Genomic DNA, 25200 nt, shown 5'->3' with positions numbered 1-25200 from the left:
GTCTTGATGTAAGGCGAACCGAGTGCTCAGAACCGCTCGGCCAGGTCCGTCTCCAGGGCGCGCGCGGCGGCGTCCAGAGTGGCCACCAGGGGCTGCAGGCGGTGCGGGTCGTAGCGCACGGTGGGCATCGACACCGACAGGCCGGCCAGGGCGGTGCCGTCCCGATCACGTACCGGTACGCCGGCGGCGATCAGACCCCGCTCCGACCGTTCCTTGTTGACGGCGAACCCGTTGCGCCGCAGCCGTTTCAGCTCCGTGTGCAGGCGGGTGAGGTCCGGTCGGTCGGCTGGACGGTCGCGGTAGCGCTCGGGGGCGTACACCTCGTCCAGTTCCTCGTCGGAGAGGTCGGCGAGCAGGAGCAGTCCCGCCGTGGTGCGGTTTGCCGGGAACACCATGCCCTCCCGGGAGCCGACCCGCAGGGCCTGCCGGCACTCGACGCTGGCGATGAACCGGGCTGTGTCCCCGGTACGCACCGTCAGGTTCGCGGTCTCGTCGAGCAGGTCGACGACCCGGTGCAGGTGGGGCAGGGCCGCCGCGCGGAGCCGCGAGACCAGGGACTGGGAGTGAGCGGCGAGTTCCAGCACCGGTCCGGCGCGGTAGAGGCGGTCCTCGTCCTGCACGGCGAAGTCCCGGTAGACCAGCATCGCCAGGATCCGGTGGGCGGTGGACCGGGCGACGCCGAGGCGCTCGGCGATCTGCGAGACGGTCGCGCCGCCCTCCATCTGCAGGATGGTCGCTGCCCGCAGCGCGTGGTCCACGCTGGCGATCGGGTAGGGCGGCGGTGTCTTCAGTGGCTTGTCCATGGCGCGTCCCTGATTCTGCTCTCCAGAATCTCCATGTTCCCTCACCAGACGCGGCGCACGCTGATGCCGTGACTGAGACCTCCATAGCCCAAGACATCGCCACGGGTTCCCCGGTCCGGCTCCAGGCTGTCGCCGCGGAGGGGCAGCCCGAGGTCACCCCGGCGCTCGAAGAGCTGTACCGGGGCTTCGAAAAGGAACTACTCGTCCCGCTGTGGACCGAGATCGGCGACCTGATGCCGGCCCACCCGCGCTCGCGTGCCGTGCCGCACCTGTGGCGCTGGGAGAGGCTGCGGGAGCTGGCAGACCGGGCCGGCGGCCTGGTGCCGGTCGGCCGCGGCGGTGAGCGCCGGGCCATCGCGCTGGCCAACCCCTCCCTCGGCGGCAGGCCCTTCGCCACGCCGACGCTGTGGGCGGCCATCCAGTACCTCATGCCCGGCGAGGACGCCCCCGAGCACCGCCACACCCAGCACGCCTTCCGCTTCGTCGTCGAGGGTTCGGGCGTGTGGACGGTCGTCGGCGGCGATCCGGTGCCGATGAACCGCGGTGACTTCCTCCCGCAGGCGGGCTGGAACTGGCACGCCCACCACAACGCGACCTCCGAGCCGATGGCCTGGATCGACGGTCTGGACATCCCCTTCCAGTACGTCACCGAGGCGCAGTTCTTCGAGTTCGGCCGCGAGGAGATCAGCGACGCCGAGCGGATCACCCCCGAGCGGTCGCGTTCCGAGCGCCTGTGGGGTCACCCGGGCCTGCGCCCGTTGTCGGCCGTACCCGCCACGCCGGGCAGCCCGCTGCTGTCGTACAAGTGGGAGTACACCGACGCGGCCCTGCGGGACCAGCTGCTGCTGGAGAAGGAGGGCTTCGGCGGCACCGTCGAGCCCGGCCACGCCGCGGTGCGCTACTCCAACCCGCACGACGGCTCCGACGTGCTGCCGACCGTCCGCGCCGAGTTCCACCGCATCGCCCGGGGCGCAGAGACCGCGCCGGTGCGCGAGACCGGTTCGTCGGTCTACCAGGTCTTCGACGGCTCCGGCGTGGTGACCGTCGGCGACACGTCCTGGACGGTCACGCGCGGCGACCTGTTCGTCGTCCCGTCCTGGGAGCCGTTCGCCGCCAGGTCCGAGGCCGGATCGACCGACTCCGACGAGGGAGCCCTCGACCTCTTCCGCTTCTCCGACGCGCCCGTCTTCGAGGCGCTCAAGCTCCACCGCATCGACCGCACCCAGAAGGACGCCTGACCATGAAGCTTGCCACCCTCCGCACCGCCGACGGGAACCGGGCGGTCCGCCTCGACGGCGAGACCCTCGTCGACCTCGGGTACACCGACCTGGGCGAGCTGTTCGCCGAGGACGGCTGGCAGGCCAGGGCCGCCGCCGCGTCCGGCACCACCTACCCGGCCGAGTCGGCGGACTTCGCGCCGGTCGTCCCGAACCCCTCCAAGGTCGTCTGCGTCGGCCACAACTACACCAACCACATCAAGGAGATGGGCCGGGAGCTGCCGAGTTACCCGACCCTCTTCCCGAAGTTCGCCGACACCCTGCTGGGCGCGCACGACGACATCGTCAAGCCGGTCGAGACCGAGGCGTTCGACTGGGAGGTCGAGCTGGCCGTCGTGATCGGCGAGCAGGTGCGCCGCGCCGACGAGCAGCAGGCAGCGAACGCCATCGCGGGCTTCACCGTCATGAACGACATCTCGGTGCGCGACTGGCAGTTCCGCACCATCGAGTGGACCCAGGGCAAGATCTGGGAGGCCTCCACCCCGGTCGGCCCCTACGTCGTCACCCCCGACGAGGTCGGCGGCGTCCGCCCCTCGCTCGAAGTGAAGACGGTCGTCGACGGCCAGGTCATGCAGCAGGACGACACCGGAACGTTGCTGTTCGACCCGGTCTTCCTGGTGCAGTACATCTCCACCGTCATCACCCTGCGTCCGGGCGACATCATCGCCACCGGCACCCCGGCCGGCGTGGGCAACGCCCGCGACCCGAAGGTCTTCCTGCTCCCCGGCCAGACCGTGGTCACCGAGATCGCCGGCCTGGGCGCCTGCACCAACAAGGTGGTCGCGGAATGACCGAGGTCACGCGGGCCTTCGCCGACGCGCGCGCGTGGGCCCGCACGGGCACCGAGCTGATGCTCGACGCCGTCGCGGGCTTCGACGAGGCCGGCTTCTCGGCCCCGAGCGTGCTGCCGGAGTGGACCCGGGGGCACCTCGTGGCGCACGTCGCCGCCAACGCCGACGCCCTGTGCAACCTGGTGCACTGGGCGGCCACCGGCGAGGAGACGCCGATGTACGCCTCCGCCGAGGAGCGCGCCGCTGGTATCGCCAAGGGCCCGGCCCTGTCGGCCGACCAGCTCCGATCCTGGCTGACCACCTCCGCGCACCGGCTCGCGGAGGGACTGGACGGGCTCACTGACGAGCAGTGGCAGCAAAAGGTCGTCACCGCCCAGGGCCGCACTGTCCCCGCCACCGAACTCCCGTGGATGCGCGCCCGCGAGGTGTGCGTCCACGCCGTCGACCTCGGCGCCGGCGTCGTCACCTTCGCCGACCTCCCGAAGGGCTTCCTGACCGCCCTGGTCGCCGAGATCAGCGCCAAACGCGGGCTGACCGAGCTCCCCGACGGCCCTTTGCCCGAGGTCGCCGCCTGGCTGGCCGGCCGTCCCCACTCGCTCGCCGACGCCCCCGAGCTCGGCCCGTGGCTGTAGAGGAGTGCATCCCATGTCCCACCCTGATGTGATCGTCGTCGGCGGCGGCATCGGCGGCCTCGGCGTCGCGTTCTCGCTGACCCGCCAGGGCCAGAGCGTCCGCCTGCTGGAGAGCGCCCCCGCCTTCGGCGAGGTCGGCGCCGGCATCCAGCTCGCCCCCAACTGCACCCGCATCCTCGACGACTACGGTCTCCTGGAGGAGGCCAAGAGCCTCGGCGTCGTCCCGGACGCGATGGTCATGCGCGACGCCGTCGACGGCGACGAGCTGACCCGGCTCGACCTGCGCGACCTGGAGAAGCGCTACGGCTACCCGTACCTCGTCATCCATCGCAGCGACCTGCACGGCCTGCTGCTGCGTGCCTGCGAACGCGCCGGTGTCGAGCTGATCAACGACGCACGCGTGACCTCGTACGAGAACACCGATGGGGGTGCCCGTGTGACCGTCGCCTCCGGCGAGACCCACGAAGCCGGCATGGTGATCGCGGCCGACGGCCTGCACTCTCCGGCCCGAAGGCTGTTCGTCGACGACCAGCCCGTCTCCTCGGCGTACGTCGCCTACCGCGGCACCGTGCCCGCCGAGCAGCCGCGGGTGAAGTCCGTCGACCTCAGCGAGGTCGTGGTGTACGTCGGCCCCGGCTGCCACTTCGTCCACTACGGCCTGCGCGGCGGCGAGATGCTCAACCAGGTCGCGGTCTTCGAGTCGCCCAAGGCGCTGGCCGGGCAGGAGGACTGGGGCACGCCCGACGAGCTCGACGCCGCCTTCGCCAAGACCTCCGACTTCGTCCGGGAGGGTCTGCCGTTCATGTGGCGGGACAAGTGGTGGCGGATGTTCGACCGCGACCCGATCATGAACTGGGTCCACGGCCGGATCGCGCTGCTCGGTGACTCCGCGCACCCACCGCTGCAGTACATCGCACAGGGCGCGATCATGGCGATCGAGGACGGCTGGGTGCTGGGCGAGCACGTCGCCCGCAACCGTGCCGAGGACGGCACGGTCGACTGGAGCACCGCGCTTGCGGCCTACGAGGCCGTCCGCCCGGAGCACTGCCGCCGCGTGCTGACCACCTCCCGCAAGTGGGGCGAGCTGTGGCACCTCGACGGTGTCGCCCGCGAGCAGCGCAATGTGCTGCTGCGCGTCCGCGACACCTACGACTACGCGTTCACCGACTGGCTGTACGGGCCGACCGCGCTGACGCCGGACGAGGAGCCGCAGATGTTCACGCCGGTTCCGCTGTCCTCGGCGGCCGTCGGGGAATCGGTGCTCGCGGGTGACGCGGCATGAGCGACGCCTACTTGTACGCGGCGGCCCGCACCCCGTTCGGCCGGTTCAACGGGGCCCTCGCCGGGGCGCGCCCCGACGACCTCGCCGCCACCGCGCTGACCGGCCTGCTCGCCAAGGCGCCCGGCCTGGACCACGCCGCGATCGGAGACGTGGTGTGGGGCAACGCCAACGGTGCCGGTGAGGACAACCGCAACGTCGGCCGGATGGCGGTGCTGCTGGCCGGACTGCCGGTGAGCGTCCCCGCCACCACCGTGAACCGGCTGTGCGGCTCCAGTCTGGACGCGGCGATCATCGCCTCGCGCACCCTGGACTCCGGCGACGCGGACGTCGTCGTCGCCGGCGGCGTGGAGTCCATGACCCGGGCACCCTGGGTGTTGCCCAAACCGGACCGGGCCTACCCCGCACGCGATGTCACCGCCGTCTCCACCACCCTGGGCTGGCGGCTGGTCAACCCGGCGCTGCCGAAGGAGTGGACGGTCTCGCTGGGGGAGAGCAACGAACTGCTCCAGGAGAAGTTCTCGATCTCCCGTGAGCGGCAGGACGAGTTCGCGGTGCGCTCGCACCGGCTCGCGACAGCCGCCTGGGACGACGGCTTCTACGACGACCTGGTCCTCCCGACGGAGGACCTCGCCCGTGACGAGGGCATCCGCCCCGGCACCGACCCCGCGAAGCTGGCGGCACTGAAACCGTCGTTCCGCCCGGACGGGACGATCACGGCCGGCAACGCCTCCCCGCTGAGCGACGGGGCGTCGGCCGTGCTGCTGGGGACCGGGGCGGCGGCCGGCCGGATCGGGCTGGCCCCTGTCGCCCGCGTCGCCGGGCGCGGCGTGCACGCGGTCCAGCCGCAGATGTTCGGCTTCGCCCCGGTGGAGGCGGCCGAGAAGGCGCTGCGCCGGGCCGGGATCGGCTGGGGCGACGTCGGCGCGGTCGAGCTCAACGAGGCGTTCGCGGTCCAGTCGCTCGCCTGCGTGGACGCCTGGGGCGTCGACCCGGAGATCGTGAACACCCGGGGCGGCGCCATCGCGCTCGGACACCCACTCGGCGCCTCGGGCGGCCGGCTCCTCGGGACCCTGGCCAAGGTGCTGCGCGAGCGGCGACAGCGCTGGGGCGTCGCGGCCATCTGCATCGGCGTGGGCCAGGCCCTCGCCGTGGTTCTGGAGAACGTGACCGACGAGGTGAGCCAGGGATGACCACGACCATCGCCGCCACTGCCGACGAGGCCGTGGCGGGCATCGAGGACGGCTCGACGGTCCTGGTGGGCGGATTCGGTCTGGCGGGCATGCCGTTCGACCTCATCGACGCCCTCATCCGGCAGGGCGCCGGCGACCTGACCGTGGTGTCCAACAACGCCGGCAACGGGGACGTGGGCCTGGCCGCGCTGCTGAAGGCCGGCCGGGTGCGCAAGGTGATCTGCTCCTTCCCCCGGCAGAGCGACTCCTACGTCTTCGACGGCCTGTACCGGGCCGGCCGGGTCGAGCTGGAGGTCGTACCGCAGGGCACCCTCGCCGAGCGAATGCGGGCCGCCGGGGCGGGCATCGGCGCCTTCTACAGCCCGGTCGGCGTCGGCACCCCGCTGGCGGAGGGCAAGGAGACCCGGGAGATCGACGGACGCGTCCACGTCCTGGAGTACCCGATCAAGGGCGACGTGGCTTTGATCTCGGCGCACCGGGCGGACAGCACGGGCAATCTCGTCTACCGCAAGACCGCCCGGAACTTCGGCCCCGTCATGGCCACCGCGGCCGGCACGGTCATCGCCCAGGTCACCGAGATCGTGACCGCCGGGGAGATCGACCCGGAGACCGTGGTCACCCCGGGCATCTACGTCGACCGCCTGGTCCGGGCCGAGGCCCGCCGGCTGACCGTGCAAGGAGCCCGCTGATGACGACCGCAGCCACCACCGTGGAGCACACCGACCGGGGCCCGCTCACCACCGACGAACTCGCCGCCCGCATCGCCCGCGACATTCCGGCCGGCTCGTACGTCAACCTCGGCATCGGGCAGCCGACCCGGATCGCCGAGCACCTGTCGCCGGACGCGGGGATCGTGCTGCACACCGAGAACGGCATGCTCGGCATGGGTCCGGCCGCGACCGGCGACGAGATCGACCCCGATCTCACCAACGCCGGGAAGGTGCCGGTCACCGAGCTGCCGGGGGCGGCGTACTTCCACCACGCCGACGCCTTCGCGATGATGCGCGGCGGCCACCTGGACGTGTGCGTCCTCGGGGCGTTTCAGGTGTCCCAGCACGGTGACCTGGCCAACTGGCACACCGGTGACCCCGATGCCATCCCCGCCGTGGGCGGTGCGATGGACCTCGCCGTCGGAGCACGGCAGGTCCTGGTGATGATGAAGCTGTTCACCCGGGACGGCGCTCCCAAACTCGTTCCCGCGTGCACGTACCCGCTCACCGGACCCGGCTGTGTCCACCGCGTCTACACCGACCACGGCGTCTTCACCGTCGGCCCGGACGGGGTCCGGGTCCTGGAGACGTACGGCATCTCGGTGGCGGAACTGAGGGAGCGGCTCTCCGTGCAGTTGGACGCCTGAAGTCCTTACGCCAGATAAAGGTCACGTTTGGCATGTAAAATAAAAGTCCGGTGTGTGCGTTCGCCATGCAGAGACGGCGTTAGGATCTCGGGCATGGCGAACCTTCGTGAGGCACAGAAGCAGATGACCCGCCGTCTGCTGCTGGAGTCGGGACTCGAGCTGTTCAAGACGAAGGGGTACGCAGCCACCACGGTCGACGACATCGCGACCGCCGCGGGCACCACGCGCGTGACCTTCTACGCGTACTTCCCCTCGCGCAGTGACCTGATGAGGGCGCTGATCGACGAGCAGCTCAACGAGGTGCTGCAGCGCGTCCGCTCTCCCGAACACGGTTCCACGGCGCGGGACCTGGTGGCCACCGTCGCCGAGGGGACGCCGGAGGCGATCATGGCGTGGCTGCGGCGGACCGCCGAGAGCTGGCCGGCCGTCCGGCCGATCATCCGCATCGGCCGCGATGCCGCGGTGATCGATCCGGAACTCCCCGACCTGGTCGAGCGGTGGCTGGAGGAGGCCATCAGCGACATCGAGGACGGGCTGACGGCGGCCGGGCGCCTCGAACCCCACCAACGCCACTTCCGGGGCGTTCTCGCCATGTCCCAGCTCGACTATGTCGCCCAGCACTGGGACGGTGCCGACTGGAAGATCACGCGCGACCAGATGCTCGACGAGCTCGGTGCCAGCTGGGTGCGGCTGCTGAGCTGACCGGGGTCAGAGCCCCGCCGCGGCGTCGAAGAGCAGCGCCCGGAGCCATTCGATGAAGTCCTGATCGGCCAGCCGGGGGTTCCAGACCATGTCGATCCCGAGTCCGGGAAGCGGGAAGGGGAACTCCTCGATCCGCACGTCGGCGAGCGTGCGCATGGCGGCGGCGACCCGGTAGCGCAGGAGAGCGACGCCGCCCGCGCGGGCGACCAGGAAGGGCACCAGCAGGAAGTCGGAGCTCAGCTGGCCCACCCGGTAGGGGATGCCCTTGTCCTCCAGCACGGAGTAGGGAAAGACCCGCCGGTCGGTGTCGACGACGATGTGCGGCTGGGTCGTCAGGAGTTCGAGCGCGCCGACGTCCGGTGGGGTGTCCGGTGAGGCCACCACCACACAGCGGTCGTCGTACAGGCGCTCGCGCGGATACGGCGAGAAGTGCCCCTCGGAGATCAGCACGACGTCGACGCCCTGATCGGTGAAGGTCGCCTCGGTCGGCACCGTGATCGTCCGCAGTCGCAGCGTGGCGTGCGGAGCGCGCTCGGTGACGAGCCGGGTCAGCCGGGGCCCCACGACGAACGCCGTGCTGTTCGTCATGGCGACCGTGATGACCCGCCGGTCGGTCGCGGGGTCGAAGAGGGGGAAGTTCACGACGCGTGCCGTCTGCTGCAGGGCACTGCGCAGCGGCCCCATCAACTCCAGTGCGCGCGGGGTCAGCGTGATACCGCTCCCTTGCCGGACGACGAGGTCGTCCCCCAGCATCCGCCGCATCCTCGTCAGGGCGTGGCTCATCGCCGGCTGCGACAGACCGACCCGCTCCGCGGCCCTGGTCACCGAACGCTCCTCCAGGAGCGCGAGGAGGGGCACCAGCAGGTTCAGGTTGACCGATGCCAGCCGGTCCAGGCCCGAACCCGTGGCGCCCCGTTCCTCTGTGCTCATGCGAAGAACCCTACGTGGCCGCCCCGGTCATCCGGCGCAGCCGGGGGATCGGGATCCGGTAGTTGAGCGCCACGGCGTCACCGGTGCCGTCCTCGTGCGACCAGCGCATCAGCGCCGGACCGCCACCGGACCCTCCGTCGACGTACTCCGGCTCCCCTTCCACCGGCAGGTTGCCCACCGCCTTCAGGCTCAGTCCGAACTGCTCCGTCCAGAAGTACGGCTGGAACTGCAACGGCGGAGCCTCGTCGCCGCGGACGAGTGCCCGCGCCGCGACCTTCGCCTGCTCGATCGCGCTGCTCCACAGAGGGATGCGGCGCAGGCCCTGCGGGGTGGGGAAGGCCGCGAGATCGCCGACAGCCGCCACGTCGGGGCGGACGAGACCGCGCTCGTCGACCGGGATGGCGCCCGTGGCGGCGAGTCCCGAGCCGGCGAGCCACTCCGTGTTGGGAACGTCGCCGGCGGCGGTCAGGATCACCTCGGCCTCGAGAACCCCGCCCTCGTCGAGGACGACCCGGGTGCTCCTGTCGCTCCCCTCGAGCCGGGCCGCCGCGGTCTCCAGGATGGTGAGCCCCCGGCCCAGCGCGGCCTTGACGAACACGTCTGCGAGATACGGGCCGAGCTGGAGAAGCAGCGGCGCGCCCTGGGAGACGAGCGTGACCTTGCAGCCGGCGGCCAGACAGCCGGAGGCGATCTCCATGCCGAGTGGGCCGCCGCCCACCACGACGACCGACGGCCCGGCCGCCAGCCGGCCGCGCAGGGACAGCGCGTCGTCCAGCCCGCGCAGGGTGACTTCCCCGGGCAGATCGGAGAGACGTCGCGCCCGGGAACCGGTGGCCACAACGACGCGGTCGTACGGCAGCGCCGTACCGTCGTCGAGCGTGACGAGCCGGCGGTCGAGGTCGAGGCCGGTCGCCCGCACGCCGAGCAGTTCGCTCGCCCCGTGGCCGGCCGGCGGCAGCTCGTGCGACGACGTGTCGTCACCGTCGAGCAGGAGCGCCTTCGACAGGGCCGGGCGGCTGTATGCCGGGTGCCGTTCGTCGCCGACGATGGTCAGCTCGCCGTCGAAGCCGGCCTCGCGGAGGGTGTCGGCCGCGGTGAGCCCGGCGATCCCGTTGCCGACGACGACGACGCGCTTCAGGGTGCCGGTGCTCATACGACCCTCAGCGCCGCGACCGGACACACACGGACGGCGGCCTTCGCCAGGGCGGCGTCGGCCTCACCGACCTCCTCGCGGTCCAGGACCAGTTCGCCCTCGTCGTCAAGGTGCATGAGCTGCGGCGCGGCCTCCTCGCACAGGCCGTGGCCCTCACAACGGGGGCGGTCAAGGACGATCTTCATGCGGAGATCACCTCCAGGACGGGGAGCTCCTCGATGCTCCGGGTGGTGTTGCTGGGGACGCGGACCTCGGGTCCGGCGACGAGGCGCTCGACCCGCCGGGAGAGCGCCTCGATCACGGCGTGGGCCTCCAGGCGGGCGAGCCCCTGGCCGGCGCAGCCGTGCGGGCCGTAGCCGAACGACAGGTGGTCGACCGGATTGCGCTCGACGAGGAAGGCGTCCGGGTTCTCGTAGTGCCGGGGGTCGCGGTTGCCGGCGCCGAACAGGACCGCGACCTGTGCGCCCGCCGGGACGACCGCCCCTTCGATCGTGACGTCCTTCGTGACGCGTCGGCCCCAGGCGTGAACGGGAGCCCAGAAGCGCAGTACCTCGTTGAACGCCGCGGGGACCAGCGACGGGTTCTCGCGGACCAGGGCGAGCTGGTCGGAGTGCCGGGCGAAGAGGGCGACGATGTTTCCGATCGCCGCGATGGTGGTGTCGACGCCGGCCCCGAGGTACTGGTGGATGATGCGACCGGCCGTGTCCGCCGGGATGGCGCCGCGGGCCTCGGCCTCGAAGATGCCGCGGCCCACGGACCCTTCCACGAGGTCGTCGGCCTTGACCTGGGAGCACCAGGCGTAGAGCTCGCCGGCGATGGGGAAGTTCTCGGCCGTGCGCTGGTTCATGGGGCCGAGGACCTGCATGGCGGCCTGTCCCCAGCGGAGCATGTTGTCGCGTACGTGACCGGTGAAGCCGATCAGGTCCGCGACGACCGCCAGCGGGAAGGCCCGGGCGAGCGCGTCGATGGCCTCGAAGGAGCCCTTCTCGACGAGTTCGGCGACGAGGGCGTCCGCCTTCGTCTCGATCCCGGCCTTGAGACCGCGCAGCGCACGTGGGGAGAGGTTCTCGGTGAGCGTGGCGCGCAGTTGGGTGTGCACGGGCGGGTCGGACGCGAGCGAGGTGCCGGTGAGCGCCTCGTTGGCCATCGGATTGAACGCGATCGAGGCCGAGGAGAACGACTCCCAGTCGGCGAGGGCGCCACGGACGACGTCGTACCGCGTCAGTGCGTAGACGTCGTTCTCCGGGAGGTGGACGACGGAGCCCCGTTCCCGGAGTTCGGCGTAGACGGGGTAGGGATCGAGGACTACTTCGTCGGCGAAGAGATCGACGTCGGAGGTGGGCGGGGTGCTCATGCCCCACAGTGAAGTGTCCGATCCCATATCGAACAAGTGAATGCTTCTCATGCCCCTGCATGCATGACGTGCATGTGCCATGCACTCGACAGTACGCCCGTGCAAGGGATCCGGTCCCGTTCGCGCAACCCTTGGCGAATTGTTTTTTCGTGGTGTTCGTTTCATTGACGGCATGTAAAGCAAATGGCTACCGTGATTCCAGCCACAGGGTGCGCGGGCACCCCACACCGGACATGTGAGGCAAGGCATGAGCGTCGAAAGCAACACCGTGAACACCGTCCTGGGCCCGGTGCCGGCCGCCGAGCTGGGTGTCGTCTCGGTCCATGAGGCGCTGCTGTCGGTGGTGCCAGGCGCCGAGCACGCCTTCGACATCACCATCGACCGCGCCGAGATCTTCGAGACCCTCGCCGCGAAGCTGAAGGACTTCCGCGCCCACGGCGGCGGCACGATCGTCGACAGCACCGGCATGTTCCACGGCCGGGACGTCCGGCTGTACGAGACCCTCGCCCGCACGACCGGCGTGCACATCGTCGCGTCGACGGGTCAGGGCCCCGAGGAGTTGCTCGGCGGTTACTTCCTCACGCCGCAGACCAACCCGCCGACGCCGTGGCCGGCCGAGAAGTTCGCCGACCTCTTCACCAAGGAGGTCACCGAGGGCATGGTGGTCCCGCGGGTGGAGCGCCGCGGCGCGGCGGGCCTGGTGGCCACCACCGCGACCCGCGAGGGCATGACCGCGACCGACGAGAGCCTGTTCCGGGGTGCGGCCCGGACCGCTCTGAGTACCGGCATCGCGGTCTCCATCCGCTACGGGAGCGACGCCCTGCACGACCTGGACGTCGTCCTGGACGAGAACCTGGCGGCCGACCGTGTCGTCGTCGGCGGACTCGACCGCAAGGACGCCGTCGCCGCCGGAGCACCCCTGGAGGTCGCCCGGCGCGGCGCCTACGTCGCCCTCGACCACGTGGGCGTGGAGGACGGGGAGCACGTCAGCGACACCGAGCGTGCCGCTCTGGTCGCCGACCTGGTGAAGGGCGGCTTCGCCGACCGGGTCCTGCTGTCGAGCGGCGCGACCGGTGTGGCGAAGGGACACTCCGGCAACGACCTGCCGTACAGCCATGTCCTGACCACCTTCGTCCCGCTCCTGAAGACACGGGGTCTCAGCGACGAGGACGCGCGGCGGATTCTCGTGGAGAACCCGCGCGACCTGCTGTCGGTGCGCTGAGCGCGCCGACACGAACGACCATCAAGTCTCTTACTCAAAGGTGAGTGTTGTGTCGAGAGTGAACACGGTCCTGGGGCCGGTCCCGGCCGAGGAGCTGGGGCTCGTCGCGGTCCACGAGCACATCGGGTACGGCATGCCCGGCTCCGAACTGGACACCAAGTGGTGGAAGACCCCCGAGCAGCGGTACGAGGAGACCGTCCCGAAGCTGCGCGCGTTCCAGGAGTACGGCGGCGGCACTTTCGTCGACGCGACCGGCATCTGCAACGGCCGTGACGTCGACTATTACAAGTCGCTGTCCGCGAAGACCGGCGTCCACATCGTCGCCTGCACCGGCTTCGTCGGCGGCGACACCGCCCTGCCGCACTTCGCGAACGCCGACGTGGACTACCTGATGCGGCAGTTCGTCCACGAGATCACCGTCGGCATCGGCAGCACCGGCGGCCTCGCCGGTGTCATCAAGGTCGGTGTCAGCCGCGGCGGCCGCATGACGGACCTGGACAAGCGGATCTACCGCGCCGCGGCCCGCGCCTCGCTCACCACGGGCGTGCCGATCCTGACCCACCTCGCGATCGACGCCGAGAACGCGATCGACATCTTCGACGAGGAGGGCCTGCCGCTGGACCGCGTCCTGTTCGGACACGTCGACGACGGCGTGAACGCCGACAAGACGCGCGACGTCTGGATCGCGGAGAAGGGCGGCCGCATCGGCTTCGACACCTTCGGCTACGAGACCGAGCTGCCCGGCCCACCGTTCTGGGCACGCCCCCGCAAGGAGCGGCTGGACCACTTCCTGCGGTTCATAGACGGGGGCCGGCGGCTGAAGCAGGTCCTTGCCTCCGCCGACGCCAACTGCAGCCCGCTGGGCTGGCCGGGCGTCAAGGGCCACACCGTCAACTACATCTTCGAGGACCTCATCCCGGACCTCCGCGCTGCCGGTCTCGACGAGGCAGCCATCAAGACGATCTTCGTCGACAACCCCGCCGACTTCCTCACCCTTCAGAAGTAAAGAGAGAACCACCATGCAGTCCTCAGACCTGAAGAACCTGAAGATCGCCATCGTCGGAGCGGGGTACGGCGGCGCGGCGGCGGCCAAGGCCCTGAGCCTGCTCGGCGCCGAGGTCGACGTCTATGAGCAGGCCAACCAGATTCGCGAGGTGGGCGCCGGTATCGGTCTGCGTCCCGTCACCATGAACCGGTTCCGCCAGTGGGGGATCTTCGACGCGATCGCGAAGGTGACCTCGCCGAGCGAGTACTTCGAGATCCTCACGGCCACCGGTGACCCGATCATGAAAGAGACGTGGCCGGTCGACGGCGAGCAGACCCATACCCACCTGATCCACCGCGGCGACTTCATCGACGCGCTTCTGGGCGTCCTCCCCGAGGGCATGGTGCACCTCGGCCACAAGCTCGAGAGCATCGAGGACAAGGGGGACAGCTCCGTCCTCACCTTCGCGGGCGGCAAGACCGTCGAGGCCGACCTGGTCGTCGGCGCCGACGGCATCAAGTCGGTGGTGCGGGGGCAGCTCGTCGGCGAGAAGGGCCCGGTGTTCTCGGGCGAGCACGCCTACCGCGCGGTCATCCCCGTCGCCGCCGCCCACGGGATGGTCGTCGACGACAACCTCCGGATGTACATCGGCAAGGGCACGAAGATCTACCTGCTGCCGCTGCGCCACCGGGGCCAGGTGTCGTTCGACATCACCGCCCTGTGCCCGGACGGCACCTGGAACCCGCAGGTCACGAAGGACGACATGCTGAAGACGGTGGAAGGCTTCGACGAGCGCCTCGTGAGCATCACGCGCGACCTCGACATGGACACCGTGAACATCCGTGCCGTCTACGACATCGACCCGGTCGACACGTGGCACTCGGACTCCGTCGTCCTCGTCGGCGACGCAGCCCACTCGATGCTCCACCACCAGGGCCAGGGCGCCAACTCGGCCATCGAGGACGGCGGCGCGCTCGCCGACGCCCTGCGGCAGGCGGACTCCGTGAAGGAGGCGCTGGCCCTGTACCAGGCCACCCGCAAGCCGGTGACCGACGAACTGCAGCGCATCTCGCGCCAGGGGTGGACCGAGGACGAGATCAACGACGTCTTCCCCGGTCAGAAGCCCGCCGCTGCCGGGCAGGAGTGACACCGTGACGCTGCATCCCGAGATCGCCGAATTCATCGCGAGCCTGCCCGCCCCGCCCGAGGGCCCGCTCGACCCGGTCGCCCTGCGCGCCGCGGACGAGGCGCACGTTGCCCCCCTGGAGGAGCGCCTGCCGCTCCACGCGGTCGACGACGTGACGGCCAGGACGGCCGCCGGCGAGGTACCGGTACGGATCTACACCCCTGTCGAGGCCGACAGCTACGGCGTGCTGGTCTACTTCCACGGCGGCGCGTTCTTCCTCGGCAGCCTGGAGACCCACGACCACGTCGCGCGCTCACTGGCCAAGGAGACCGGGCTCAAGGTCGTCTCCGTCGGCTACCGCCTGGCACCCGAGGCGGCGTTCCCGGCCGGTCTCGACGACTGCTACGCGGTCGTGCGCTGGGTCGCCGAGGAGGGCACGGGCCTGGCCTGGGACGGTACGACCCTCGCCGTCGCCGGTGACAGCTCCGGCGGCACCTTCGCCGCCGCGGTCGCCGCCAGGGCGCACGACGACGGCTTCGACCGGATCACCCACCAGATCCTCTACTACCCCTCGCTCGACCTGGACTTCGACGTCGACCGCTACCCGTCGCTGCGGGAGAACGCGGTGGGCTACGGCCTGGAGACGGCGGGGCTGAAGCCCTTCAACGCCTTCTACCTCGACAGCGGAGCCGACCCCGCGGACCCACTGGTGTCGCCGATCAAGCGGACCGACCTCACCGGTCTGCCGCCCGCGCTGGTCGTCACCGCCGAGCACGACCCCATGCGCGACGAGGGCGAGCTGTACGGCGAGCGGCTGCGCGAAGCCGGTGCGGAAGCGACGGTGAGCCGGTACGAGGGAGCGGGCCACGGGTTCGTCCAGCACTTCTCCTGGATCCCGGAGTACCACGCGGTCTTCACACAGACACGCGACTTCCTCGGCCGCAGCTGACCGGCCGGCCGTGCACGAGCGGAGTAGGAAAGCATGACGCACCCAGTCACCGTCCACCCCCTGGTCTCGCCCTGGGGCCGGTTCGGTCTCTACAGCTTCTTCATCGACGCACCCGAGCCGGCGATCGTCGACACCGGCATCGCCTCGTCGCCCGCCGAAGGGATGGCTCCCGTGCTCGAGGCCATCGGACGCCGCATCGAGGACGTGCGCTGGATCCTGCTGACCCACGGTCACATCGACCACGTCGGCGGAGCGCACGCCCTGTGGGAGCTCACCGGGCGACGCGCCCAGGTGGTCATCCACGAGGCCGACGCACCGATGCTCCGCTCGCGCAGGGCCCACGTCGAGGAGTACCTCGCGGGACGGGGCCGGTATCTGGACGACCCCGAGGGCGAGGCGAAGGTGGCGGCCGCCACGGAGGCCGTCATCTCCGGCGGGATGGAGCCCTCCCTACTGGTCAAGGGCGGCGAGACCCTCTCCCTCGGCGGTGATGTCACCGTGTCGGTTCACTCCGTACCGGGCCACACACCCGGATCGGTCGCCTACGTCGTCGACGGACAGCGCTCGGTGTTCACCGGAGACGCCGTCCAGGTCCACGGGGCGGCCAACGGCTTCCCGGGCTACACGGACCCGGTCGCCTACCGCGCCGGCCTGAAGTACCTGCGGGACGAGATCCGCCCGCGGCACCTCTACCTGGGGCACCCCTACCGCCGCGTCGACGGCACACCGTACGGCGTCGAGCTCGACGAGGCGCAGGCCCAGGAGGCCATCACCCAGAGCCTGGACATCGAGGCCCGTGTCGCCGCGGCCGCCTGCGGATGCCTGGAGGCGGGCCTGCCGGAGACGGATTCGCCGTACTCCCCGTTCGCCCGTGCCGCCGAGGAGCTCGGCTACACCGGGGACCCCGCGCTCGAGCCGTCGCCGTTCTTCACCTCCATGGCCGGCTACCGCACGCACCTCGAACAGAACGCGTAACACAGGAGCTTCACACCCATGACTGACCTTCACACGATCCGCGCGGGCGAGCAGTCGATCGTCGTCCGCAAGGATCTCCAGGTGCCGATGCGCGACGGCGTCACGCTGGTGGCCGACGCGTACAGCGGTGTGGACGACACACCGCGGCCCGCGCTGGTGGCCCTGAGCCCGTACGGCAAGGAGCTCCAGGCCCTGGCCCTGACGACCCCGCCGCAGCGCCGGCCGAGCCCCATGTGGGACGGCTGCATCGAGGCCGGCGACATCGCGCGCGTCGTCCAGGAGGGCTACGTCCACGTCATCGGCGACCTGCGCGGCTCCGGCGCCTCCGAGGGCGAGCACATCGGCAACTACAACGCCGGTGGCGTCTCGCTCGGCCAGGACGCGTACGACTTCATCGAGTGGGTCGCCGCGCAGCCGTGGTGCGACGGCAACGTCGGCATGATCGGCATCTCCTACTTCGGCTCGATGCAGGTGCTGGCGGCGGCCGAGCGTCCGCCGAGCCTCAAGGCGATCTTCGTCAGCGGCGGCCACTACGACTTCTACGAGACCACCTACCACGGCGGCGTCATGTGGTTCATGCCGCGCGCCGCCCGTGAGGGGCGCGGCGGCGACTCCGGCTGGGCCTTCACCGACGGCGTCAAGTCCCGCATGCTCGAGACCTGCTCGCCCGCAGAGATCAAGAAGCGGGCCGCCGAGCGACTGCAGGACCCGGACGTGGCCGCCTGGCCCAACCTGGTCCACGTGCTGAACTACCCGAAGAACCACGAGGCCTGGTTCGACATCGTGATGAACGAGGTCGACGGCGAGTGGTACGAGGAGCGCAACCCCGTCACCCTGGCGCCGAACATCGACATCCCGGTCTGGCTCCAGATCGACCAGGGCCGCGGCTGGACGATGGACGGCACCATCGAGGTCTTCAACCGCCTCAAGGGCCCCAAGAAGCTGGACATCGGACCGTACCCGCCCATGCAGTCGCGCCCCTTCATCGAAGAGCACGACAAGATGTTCCGCTGGTACGACTACTGGATCAAGGGCATCGACAACGGGATCATGGACGAGCCCGCCGTCACCGTGCACGTCGAGGGCTCACGCCAGTACGTCACCGGGGCCCAGTGGCCGCCGAAGGACGTGGAGCACAAGCCGCTCTACCTCCGCCCGCGCCACAAGCTCTCCTTCGAGCCCGAGCCCATGGGCGCCGAGCACGCCGTCCCCGACGGCTTCTACCAGGCGCCGCTCACGGTCACCGACAAGGTGGAGATGGTCAGCTGGAGCACCGAGCCGTTCACCGAGCCCACCGAGATGATCGGCCAGGGCGCGGCGCACCTCTTCGCGGAGATCGACCAGCCCGACACCAACTTCATCCTGCGCATGTGGGACGAGGCCCCGGGCGGCAAGCGACAGCTCATCACGACCGCCTACCTCAAGGCCTCGCACCGCGAGCTCGACGAGGGGCGCACCACCGAGGGCGACCCCTACCACCCGCACACCCGCGCGGTGCCGGTCGAGCCGGGGAAGATCGAGGAGTACGTGCTGCGCGTCTACCCGTTCGCGGCGTCGTTCCTGCCGGGCCACAAGCTGGTCGTGGAGCTCTCCAACGACGAGCCGCTGGCCGACGCGCACAACGCGCTGCTGCCACCGGACGCCTTCCACCTGCCGGTGGGCCGCCCCGTCACCCACAAGATCTACCGCGACGCCGCACACCCCTCCCGGCTCGTGCTGCCGTTCACGACGGTCACGGCGCGGGACGTGACGCGATCGGGCTCTGCGCGCAACGAAGGCGGCGACCGGCGCAGCGGCTCCTGACGAGGCCGACGCCGACCCGGGGGGACCGCCGGACCCCCGGCGGCCGGCCTCGCCTTTTCGCCCGGTCGGCGTCCGGACCTTCGCGCTCCCAGGCGCGTCGTCCCGGCCGCCGGCCCAGCAGCGGTCCGCCATGCCGGATACCGGCGGTCGGCCGATCCGGTCCGCGGTGGGCCGGCCAATGTGTTCGCCGAGGCAGCAGAACCATCGCCGACCCGTCCGTCGCCGCGTGACCAGTCAGCTGTGTTCCGTCCGGTCGCCTCGGGCTCGACCACCCAGCGCCGACATACAGACTTCGACAACCCGCTCGCCTTGAACCAGCTTCCAGCCTGGCGCGGAACGGCTTGCTGAGGCCCTTCGCCACGCACCACCCCGGCCCGCGTGCGCCGCAGACATCCGATCCTGCACCCACCCGTGTCTTCTGCGCCCACGCGGCCGTGACCGCAGGCGATCCGACCTGCCGGCTGCGTGTCGTCGCGGAACGTCACTGTCCGTGGCCGTCTGCGCGTGCCGTGGAGACACCGAGTCACTAGGCTCGTCATCGTGTCCACCGTGTGTGTGATGTCGGCTTCCCTGATCCCCGCCGGAATGGCGGTCGCGACGCGCTATCTCGACCTTGCCGGTGTCTTCTCGTGCGCGCTGTTGGGGGGCGCCGTGGCCCGCACGGCCGGGTTGGACCTGTTCGGGTTCCTGGTGGTGGGCATCATCTCCGGTCTGGGCGGTGGCGTGATCAGGGACGTGCTGCTGCAGCACGGCACACCGGTCGCGCTGACTGACTACGCCTACCTGCCGACCGCCATCGCCGGTTCCGTGGTGGTCTTTCTCATCAAGATCAGCGAGGCGTCCTGGACCCGGCTCTTCACCGCCCTCGACGCCGCCGTCCTCGGGTTCTGGGCGGTCACCGGGGTCAACAAGACGCTCGCCGTGGGGCTGGGATGGCTTCCGGCCATCCTCCTGGGCACGGTGACCGCCGTCGGCGGCGGCGCCCTGCGCGATGTCGTCCTCGGCCGGGTGCCGGCCGTCTTCGGGGGCAACGGTCTGTACGCCACCGTCGCCGTCGCGGTCGCCGGAGTCACGGTGCTCTGCGTGTACCTCGGCGTGCCGGCCATCGGTGCCGGCCTGGGCATCACCCTGGCCCTGGCCTTCCGGCTCAGCGCCGTGCGGTTCGGCTGGAATCTGCCCAACAGCCTGGACTGGCAGCCCCGTTCCAGGATGGCCGCGACACTGCGGCACGGCACCGGCACCGCCGCCCGGAAAGGGAAAGAAGACCAGTCCCACCCGCGCAAGGAGACGTCGTGAGCGACCGAAACGCTGCGGTACTGTCCGGCCTCGCCGGTATCCGCTCCGATCTCGAGGACCTTTACCGGGACCTGCACAGGCATCCCGAACTCGGCCTGCGCGAGCACCGCACGGCGAAGAAGGCGTCCGACGCCCTGCGGGATCTCGGTCACGAGGTGACCGACGGCATCGGCGGCACGGGTGTGATCGGCGTACTGGCCAACGGCGACGGACCCACCGTCATGGCCCGCGCGGACATGGACGCCCTCCCGGTACGCGAACAGACCGGTCTGCCCTACGCCTCCACCGTGACCCTGACCGGTCCGGACGGCACCGAGCAGCCGGTCATGCACGCCTGCGGGCACGATGTGCACGTGACCGCCCTGCTCGGCTGCGCACAGCTGATGACTCGGGCCAAGGACGCGTGGCGCGGTACCTTCGTGGCGCTGTTCCAGCCCTCGGAGGAGAACGGCGACGGCGCCCAGGCCATGATCGACGACGGTCTCACGGCAAGGGCGCCCCGGCCCGACGTGGTACTCGCCCAGCACGTCCTGCCCTATCCGGCCGGCTACGTCGGCACCCGTCCGGGGTCCTTCCTGTCGGCCGCGGACAGCCTGCGCGTCACCGTTCACGGCCGAGGGGCCCACGGCTCCATGCCCCAGGCAGCGGTCGACCCCGTGGTGATGGCCGCCATGATCGTGGTGCGCCTGCAGACCATCGTGTCCCGGGAACTCGCCGCCATCACCCCCGCCGTCGTCACCGTGGGCAGTATCCACGCCGGCACCGGTCCCAACGTCATCCCCGACAGCGCCGTCATCGAGCTCAACGTCCGCACCTACGACGATGCGACGCGCAGCCAGGTGCTGAAGGCGATCGAGCGCATCGTCCGGACCGAGAGCGAGGCGTCCGGGTCGCCGAAGGCACCCGAGATCGAACGAACGGCGGCCTTCCCGCCCACCGTCAACGACGAGGAGACGACCCGGCGCGTCGCCGAGGCGTTCGCGGCCCACTTCGGCGACGACGCACACACCATCGACCTGCAGACCGCCAGCGAGGACATGAGCGAGATCCCCCAAGCGTTCGGCGCGCCGTTCACCTACTGGGGCATCGGAGGCATCGACGCCGAGCTGTATGCCGAGGCCGCCAAGAAGGGCACCGTCGCCCAGGACGTCCCGGTGAACCACAGCCCCGCCTTCGCCCCCGTCGTCCAACCGACCCTGGACACCGGCGTCAGCGCCATGACGGTGGCTGCCCTCGCCTGGCTCGGCGGCTGACGTGAAGGCGCTTCCAGCGGGCCGTGGCTGAGGCGACCGCTGCCTGGCAGCGCGTCGGCGCTGCGGTCCCGGAACGTGGTGCGTAGAAGGCCGGCTTGCGGGTGCTGACGAGCTACGGGCATGGGAACGCCTCGGCGGCATCCTCCATGAGTACGAGCATGCTGCATGACCTGCGTAGGCGCGATTTTCGGCAAGGGCAGGGGGTCCCTCTCCGGAGGAGACGCAAAGCACCGCCGATGCCTGTCTGTTGTCACCAGCCGGCGTGGCCAGGTGACGCCACATCACCCGCCCGAGCGACCCACGCGATGACCGACGAAACGTCGAAAGTGGAGAGTACGTCACCGCACCAGGCAGGGGCGTTTGCTGTCGAAGGCCCAGTCCTTGACCAGGTAGCGCATCCCTGCGGCGTCGTCACGGCCTGACAGCCGCTTCTCCAGGTAGAGCTCGTGGGCGGCGAGCAGCCTGTCCGTGTCGAGCTCGATACCGAGTCCGGGTGTGTCGTCGACAGCGATCTCCCCGTCGGTGATCTGCGGGGGCCGGACCGTGAGACGTTCCAGACCCTCCTGCCAGATCCAGTGGGTGTCCAGCGCGTTGTAGTCACCGGGGACGGCGGCTCCGCAGTGCGCCATCATGGCGAGTGAGATGTCGAAGTGGTTGTTGGAGTGGCAGCCCCAGGTCATGCCCGCGTCGTGGCACAGCTGGGCCACCCGCACCGACCCCTGCATGGTCCAGAAGTGCGGGTCCGCGAGAGGGATGTCGACCGACCGCAGCGCCAGTGAGTGGGTGAGCTGGCGCCAGTCGGTCGCGATCATGTTGGTCGCGGTGGGCAGTCCGCTGGCCCGGCGGAACTCCGCGAGGATCTCCCGGCCCGAGTAGCCGTCCTCGGCTCCGCAGGGATCCTCGGCGTAGGTGAGCGTGCCGGCCAGTGGCCTGCACAGGTCGACGGCTTCGCGCAGGGACCAGGCCCCGTTGGGGTCGAGGGTGATCCGCGCCTCGGGGAAGCGTTCTTTCAGTGCCTGTACCGCCTTGACCTCCTCAACGCCCGGCAGGACGCCGCCCTTGAGCTTGAAGTCGCAAAAGCCGTAGCGTGCGTACGTCGCCTCGGCCTGCCGGACGATCGCCTCCGGAGTCAGCGCCACCTGGCGGCGGATCCGGTACCACTCCACGGCGGAGTCCTCTTCACGGACGTAGTCCAGATCGGTCCGATCGGGGTCGCCGACGTAGAAGAGGTAGCCCAGGACCCGTACGGAGTCGCGCTGCCGGCCGTCGCCGAGCAGCGCGGCTACGGGGACCTCCAGATGCCTGCCCAGCAGGTCCAGCAGCGCCGATTCGACGGCCGTGACGACATGCACGGCGGTGCGCAGGTCGAAGGTCTGCTCGCCCCGTCCGCGATCGTCACGTCCGCCGAATCTCTCCCCCACGGACCGCAGGACGCGTTTGTAGTCGCCCAGCCGTGCGCCGACGACGAGGGACTCGGCTTCGCGCAGCGTCCGGGTGATGTCCTCACCGCCCGGCACCTCGCCCAGTCCCGTCCGGCCGTCCGAGTCCTCGACGACGAGGACGTTCCGGGTGAAGTACGGGGCGTGCGCGCCGGAGAGGTTCAGCAGCATGGAGTCACGGCCTGCCACCGGGTACACGGAGAAGCGGGTGACGACAGGCTGGCTCATGAGATGAATCCTTCGTTGCTAGGGGGTTGGGCGTGGGGGAAACCGCCGCGCGGGCGGGACGCCGCTCGTGGAGTGCTACGGCGCCCGCTCACGGGTGAGGGCGTCCACTCACAGGTTGAGGACGTCCAGGACACGTTCCATGGCCAGGACGCCGCCCAGGCCGAGGATCGCGAGGACGGTCGTGTAGGTGGTACGGACCTTGATCGCGTCGATGACCGACAGGTTGAAGTACTCCTTGAACATCCAGAAGCCCGGGTCGTTGACGTGCGAGAAGGCGATCGAGCCGCAGGAGACGGCGAGCACCATGATTTCGGCGTGGATCCCGCTGCCCGCGACCAGCGGCAGCGCGACACCGGACGCCGTGACGACGGCGACCGTCGCCGAGCCCAGCGCCACCCTGAGGATCACGGCGATGAGCCAGGCCAGGATGATCGGCGACACGGACCAGCCCGAGGTCGCCTGCTTGATGTAGTCCGAGATCCCGCCGTCCACGAGGACCTGTTTGAAGGCGCCGCCGGCCCCGATCACCAGCAGGATCATCGCCATCGCCTGCGCCGCTCCCCGGCACGAGGCACTGACCTCCTCCAGGCTCCGGCCGATGCGCGGTCCGAAGGCCCAGACCGCGACGAGCAGCGTCAGCAGCAGCGCGATCGGCGCCGAGCCGACGAAGTTGATGAAGTGCACCCACGCGGTGTCCGCCGAGGTGACCATGTCGGTCACCGCCGCGCCCGCGATCAGCACCACGGGCAGGAGGGCGACCGACAGCGACCAGGCGGTGCTCGGCATCTCTTCCTCCTCGAAGGTGCGGTCGCTCACCAGGCCCGTGGGCACGGACGGGTTCATCGCCCGGACGAACGGCAGCCTCGGCCACACCAGGGCGATGAGCGCGCCGGCCGGGACGGCGATGAACAGGCCGTAGAACAAGGTCAGTCCGACCGAGGCGTGGAAGGTCGCGGCCACCGCGGTCGGGCCCGGGTGCGGGGGCAGGAAGCTGTGCATGGTGGACAGCGCGATGGACATCGGCAGTCCGACCCAGAGCAGGTTCGAGCGGGTGACCCGCACGAGCGTGAAGGCGACGGGCACGATGATGACGAAGGCGACCTCGTAGAACATCGTGACGCCGATGAGCATGGCCGTCAGCACCATGGCGACCTGCACCCAGCGCGGACCGCAGACAGCGAGCAGCTTGGCGGCTATGCGCTGGGCGGCGCCGGAGTCCCCCATGACACGGCCGACCATCGCGCCGAGCCCGATGGTGAGCATCGTGTCGCCGATCTGGCCGCCGATGCCCTTGGAGAGAACGTCCGGGATGTCCGCGACCGGGATCCCTCGCACTAGGGCAACGCCGACGGCCACGAGGAGGAGGGAGGCGAAGCCGTTCAGTCTGAGCTTCGTCATGAGGAAGAGCAGGACCAGCACGCTGATCCCGACGACGACAAGTGGCATGAATCAGTTCTCCTTTGAACTGTGCTGTCGGCTGTCTTCCGGCTGTTGGGCTTCCGCTCGGGGTCAGTGCTCGACGCCGACCAGGTCCAGACCGTGGTCCAGGAGATCGCGGAGGGCGGCGAGGTCGTCCGGGCCGGGGTCGGTGAGCGGGGCGCGTACGGAGCCCACGGGCAGTCCGCGCAGCCGGGCCGCCGCCTTGACCAGCGAGACGGCGTACCCGGGCCTGCGGTCGCGCAGTTCGACGAGCGGGACGTAGAAGCCGCGCAGCAACTCGTCCATGCGGTCCGAATCGTTCTTGTGAAAGGCCTCGAAGAAGGCGCGTGCGATTTCAGGGGCGAATGCGTGGACGGCCGACGAATAGGCGCGCACGCCCATACCGGCGTACGCACGAGCCTGGACCTCGGCCGTGGCGGCGCCGTTGAAGAAGAGGAAGTCGTCGGGCGCGGCCAGGGTGAGGCGTTGCAGGCGGTCGAGGTCGCTGTGACCGTCCTTCAGACCGATGACGGTCGGGATCCGGGCGATGTCGCGCAGGCTGTCGGCGGTGAAGGCGACCTGGTCGCGCTGGTAGGCGATCAGGGGCAGCCGGGTGCCGTCGGCGATCCTGCGCAGCTGTTCCACGAGGCCGTCCTGGGGTGCCTGGATCAGATAGTGCGGGAGGACGAGCGCGGCGTCCGCGCCCGCGTCCTGCGCGATCCGCGCGAAGCGCAGTGCCTGGGCCCAGCCGTAGCCGATGCCCGCGACGACCGGAAGGCGTCCGCGTGCCACGTCGACCGCGATGGTGATGACCGTGCGGTACTCGTCCTCGTCCAGGGCTGTGAACTCACCCGTCCCGCAGGCGGGGAAGACCGCTCCCGGGCCGGCCGCGATCTGCCGTTCGAGGTAGGCATGGTAGGCGCCCGGATCCAGGTCGCCGTTGCGCTGAAAACTCGTCAGCGGGAAGGACAGCACACCCCGCCCCATCCCTTCACCGAGACGCCGCACGACGTCCGCGATCTCCCTCATGTCCA

Annotated in this window: 24 protein-coding genes; 16 read left to right on the top strand and 8 right to left on the bottom strand. The window is 70.4% G+C overall.

Features of this window, described 5'->3' with window-relative positions; genetic code table 11:
* Window positions 1-26 precede the first annotated feature (26 nt).
* Entirely contained in the window at window positions 27-803 is a 777-nt protein-coding gene (locus tag ACF09J_RS20700) for an IclR family transcriptional regulator (RefSeq protein WP_392306890.1), read from the bottom strand.
* Between the two features lie 68 nt (window positions 804-871).
* Between ACF09J_RS20700 and ACF09J_RS20695 the strand changes: the two genes are divergently transcribed.
* From ACF09J_RS20695 to ACF09J_RS20660, 8 genes are all read left to right on the top strand, one after another.
* Window positions 872-2041, top strand: coding sequence for a cupin domain-containing protein (locus ACF09J_RS20695; protein WP_392306889.1), 1170 nt, complete (start codon window positions 872-874; stop codon window positions 2039-2041).
* A 2-nt stretch (window positions 2042-2043) separates the two neighbouring features.
* Window positions 2044-2871 carry a fumarylacetoacetate hydrolase family protein gene (locus ACF09J_RS20690; RefSeq protein WP_392306888.1) on the top strand — a complete coding sequence of 276 codons (828 nt, stop codon included), beginning with the start codon at window positions 2044-2046 and terminating at the stop codon, window positions 2869-2871.
* On the top strand, window positions 2868-3503 hold the full coding sequence (locus ACF09J_RS20685; protein WP_392306887.1) for a maleylpyruvate isomerase N-terminal domain-containing protein: 636 nt from the start codon (window positions 2868-2870) through the stop codon (window positions 3501-3503). Before ACF09J_RS20690 ends, ACF09J_RS20685 begins: the two co-directional genes overlap by 4 nt.
* Window positions 3504-3516: 13 nt before the next feature.
* A complete protein-coding gene (locus ACF09J_RS20680; protein ID WP_392306886.1) occupies window positions 3517-4785 on the top strand; it encodes an FAD-dependent oxidoreductase in 1269 nt (422 codons plus the stop codon).
* Entirely contained in the window at window positions 4782-5975 is a 1194-nt protein-coding gene (locus ACF09J_RS20675) for a thiolase family protein (protein WP_392306885.1), read from the top strand. Before ACF09J_RS20680 ends, ACF09J_RS20675 begins: the two co-directional genes overlap by 4 nt.
* Window positions 5972-6664, top strand: coding sequence for a 3-oxoacid CoA-transferase subunit A (locus ACF09J_RS20670; RefSeq protein WP_392306884.1), 693 nt, complete (start codon window positions 5972-5974; stop codon window positions 6662-6664). The genes ACF09J_RS20675 and ACF09J_RS20670 overlap by 4 nt, the downstream gene beginning before the upstream one ends.
* On the top strand, window positions 6664-7332 hold the full coding sequence (locus tag ACF09J_RS20665; RefSeq protein ID WP_392306883.1) for a 3-oxoacid CoA-transferase subunit B: 669 nt from the start codon (window positions 6664-6666) through the stop codon (window positions 7330-7332). Before ACF09J_RS20670 ends, ACF09J_RS20665 begins: the two co-directional genes overlap by 1 nt.
* Before the next feature lie 93 nt (window positions 7333-7425).
* Window positions 7426-8034: a TetR/AcrR family transcriptional regulator gene (locus ACF09J_RS20660; RefSeq protein WP_392306882.1), complete on the top strand. Its 609-nt coding sequence runs from the start codon at window positions 7426-7428 to the stop codon at window positions 8032-8034.
* Between the two features lie 6 nt (window positions 8035-8040).
* Here ACF09J_RS20660 and ACF09J_RS20655 read toward each other — a convergent pair whose 3' ends face one another.
* Genes ACF09J_RS20655 through ACF09J_RS20640 form a run of 4 tightly spaced genes read right to left on the bottom strand, consistent with a single transcriptional unit; the run spans window position 8041 to window position 11471 of the window.
* On the bottom strand, window positions 8041-8964 hold the full coding sequence (locus tag ACF09J_RS20655) for a LysR family transcriptional regulator (RefSeq protein ID WP_392306881.1): 924 nt from the start codon (window positions 8962-8964) through the stop codon (window positions 8041-8043).
* A 10-nt stretch (window positions 8965-8974) separates the two neighbouring features.
* A complete protein-coding gene (locus tag ACF09J_RS20650; protein WP_392306880.1) occupies window positions 8975-10117 on the bottom strand; it encodes an NAD(P)/FAD-dependent oxidoreductase in 1143 nt (380 codons plus the stop codon).
* Entirely contained in the window at window positions 10114-10302 is a 189-nt protein-coding gene (locus ACF09J_RS20645; protein WP_392306879.1) for a ferredoxin, read from the bottom strand. Before ACF09J_RS20645 ends, ACF09J_RS20650 begins: the two co-directional genes overlap by 4 nt.
* Window positions 10299-11471, bottom strand: a complete 1173-nt coding sequence (locus ACF09J_RS20640; protein WP_392306878.1) for a cytochrome P450 — start codon at window positions 11469-11471, stop codon at window positions 10299-10301. The genes ACF09J_RS20645 and ACF09J_RS20640 overlap by 4 nt, the downstream gene beginning before the upstream one ends.
* A 247-nt stretch (window positions 11472-11718) precedes the next feature.
* Between ACF09J_RS20640 and ACF09J_RS20635 the strand changes: the two genes are divergently transcribed.
* The 8 genes from ACF09J_RS20635 to ACF09J_RS20600 all read left to right on the top strand — a co-directional run bounded on the left by ACF09J_RS20635 (window position 11719) and on the right by ACF09J_RS20600 (window position 21080).
* On the top strand, window positions 11719-12693 hold the full coding sequence (locus ACF09J_RS20635; RefSeq protein ID WP_392306877.1) for a phosphotriesterase: 975 nt from the start codon (window positions 11719-11721) through the stop codon (window positions 12691-12693).
* A gap of 49 nt (window positions 12694-12742) precedes the next feature.
* A complete protein-coding gene (locus ACF09J_RS20630; protein WP_392306876.1) occupies window positions 12743-13699 on the top strand; it encodes a phosphotriesterase in 957 nt (318 codons plus the stop codon).
* Window positions 13700-13712: 13 nt separating this feature from the next.
* Window positions 13713-14825 carry an FAD-dependent oxidoreductase gene (locus ACF09J_RS20625; protein ID WP_392306875.1) on the top strand — a complete coding sequence of 371 codons (1113 nt, stop codon included), beginning with the start codon at window positions 13713-13715 and terminating at the stop codon, window positions 14823-14825.
* Between the two features lie 4 nt (window positions 14826-14829).
* The gene (locus ACF09J_RS20620; RefSeq protein ID WP_392306874.1) at window positions 14830-15753 is read left to right on the top strand and encodes an alpha/beta hydrolase; all 924 of its coding nucleotides are present in this window, start codon (window positions 14830-14832) and stop codon (window positions 15751-15753) included.
* A gap of 33 nt (window positions 15754-15786) precedes the next feature.
* Complete coding sequence (locus tag ACF09J_RS20615) at window positions 15787-16728, top strand: MBL fold metallo-hydrolase (protein ID WP_392306873.1); 942 nt, start codon at window positions 15787-15789, stop codon at window positions 16726-16728.
* Between the two features lie 18 nt (window positions 16729-16746).
* Window positions 16747-18531 (top strand): CocE/NonD family hydrolase, encoded by a 1785-nt coding sequence (locus ACF09J_RS20610; protein WP_392306872.1) that lies wholly within the window; start codon window positions 16747-16749, stop codon window positions 18529-18531.
* 558 nt (window positions 18532-19089) lie between these two features.
* Window positions 19090-19827 (top strand): trimeric intracellular cation channel family protein, encoded by a 738-nt coding sequence (locus ACF09J_RS20605; protein ID WP_392306871.1) that lies wholly within the window; start codon window positions 19090-19092, stop codon window positions 19825-19827.
* Window positions 19824-21080, top strand: coding sequence for a M20 family metallopeptidase (locus tag ACF09J_RS20600; protein ID WP_392306870.1), 1257 nt, complete (start codon window positions 19824-19826; stop codon window positions 21078-21080). The genes ACF09J_RS20605 and ACF09J_RS20600 overlap by 4 nt, the downstream gene beginning before the upstream one ends.
* A gap of 338 nt (window positions 21081-21418) precedes the next feature.
* Here ACF09J_RS20600 and ACF09J_RS20595 read toward each other — a convergent pair whose 3' ends face one another.
* The 3 genes from ACF09J_RS20595 to ACF09J_RS20585 form a co-directional block, all read right to left on the bottom strand.
* Complete coding sequence (locus tag ACF09J_RS20595; RefSeq protein WP_392306869.1) at window positions 21419-22747, bottom strand: enolase C-terminal domain-like protein; 1329 nt, start codon at window positions 22745-22747, stop codon at window positions 21419-21421.
* 108 nt (window positions 22748-22855) lie between these two features.
* A complete protein-coding gene (locus tag ACF09J_RS20590) occupies window positions 22856-24193 on the bottom strand; it encodes a gluconate:H+ symporter (protein ID WP_392306868.1) in 1338 nt (445 codons plus the stop codon).
* Window positions 24194-24256: 63 nt separating this feature from the next.
* Window positions 24257-25195 (bottom strand): 5-dehydro-4-deoxyglucarate dehydratase, encoded by a 939-nt coding sequence (locus ACF09J_RS20585; RefSeq protein WP_392306867.1) that lies wholly within the window; start codon window positions 25193-25195, stop codon window positions 24257-24259.
* Window positions 25196-25200: the final 5 nt, after the last annotated feature.

It is taken from the genome of Streptomyces sp. NPDC014889 (genome assembly GCF_043081205.1).
Classification (GTDB): domain Bacteria; phylum Actinomycetota; class Actinomycetes; order Streptomycetales; family Streptomycetaceae; genus Streptomyces.
The sequence above is the reverse complement of the archived record's forward strand: the minus strand, read 5'-3'. Positions and strand labels throughout refer to the sequence as shown.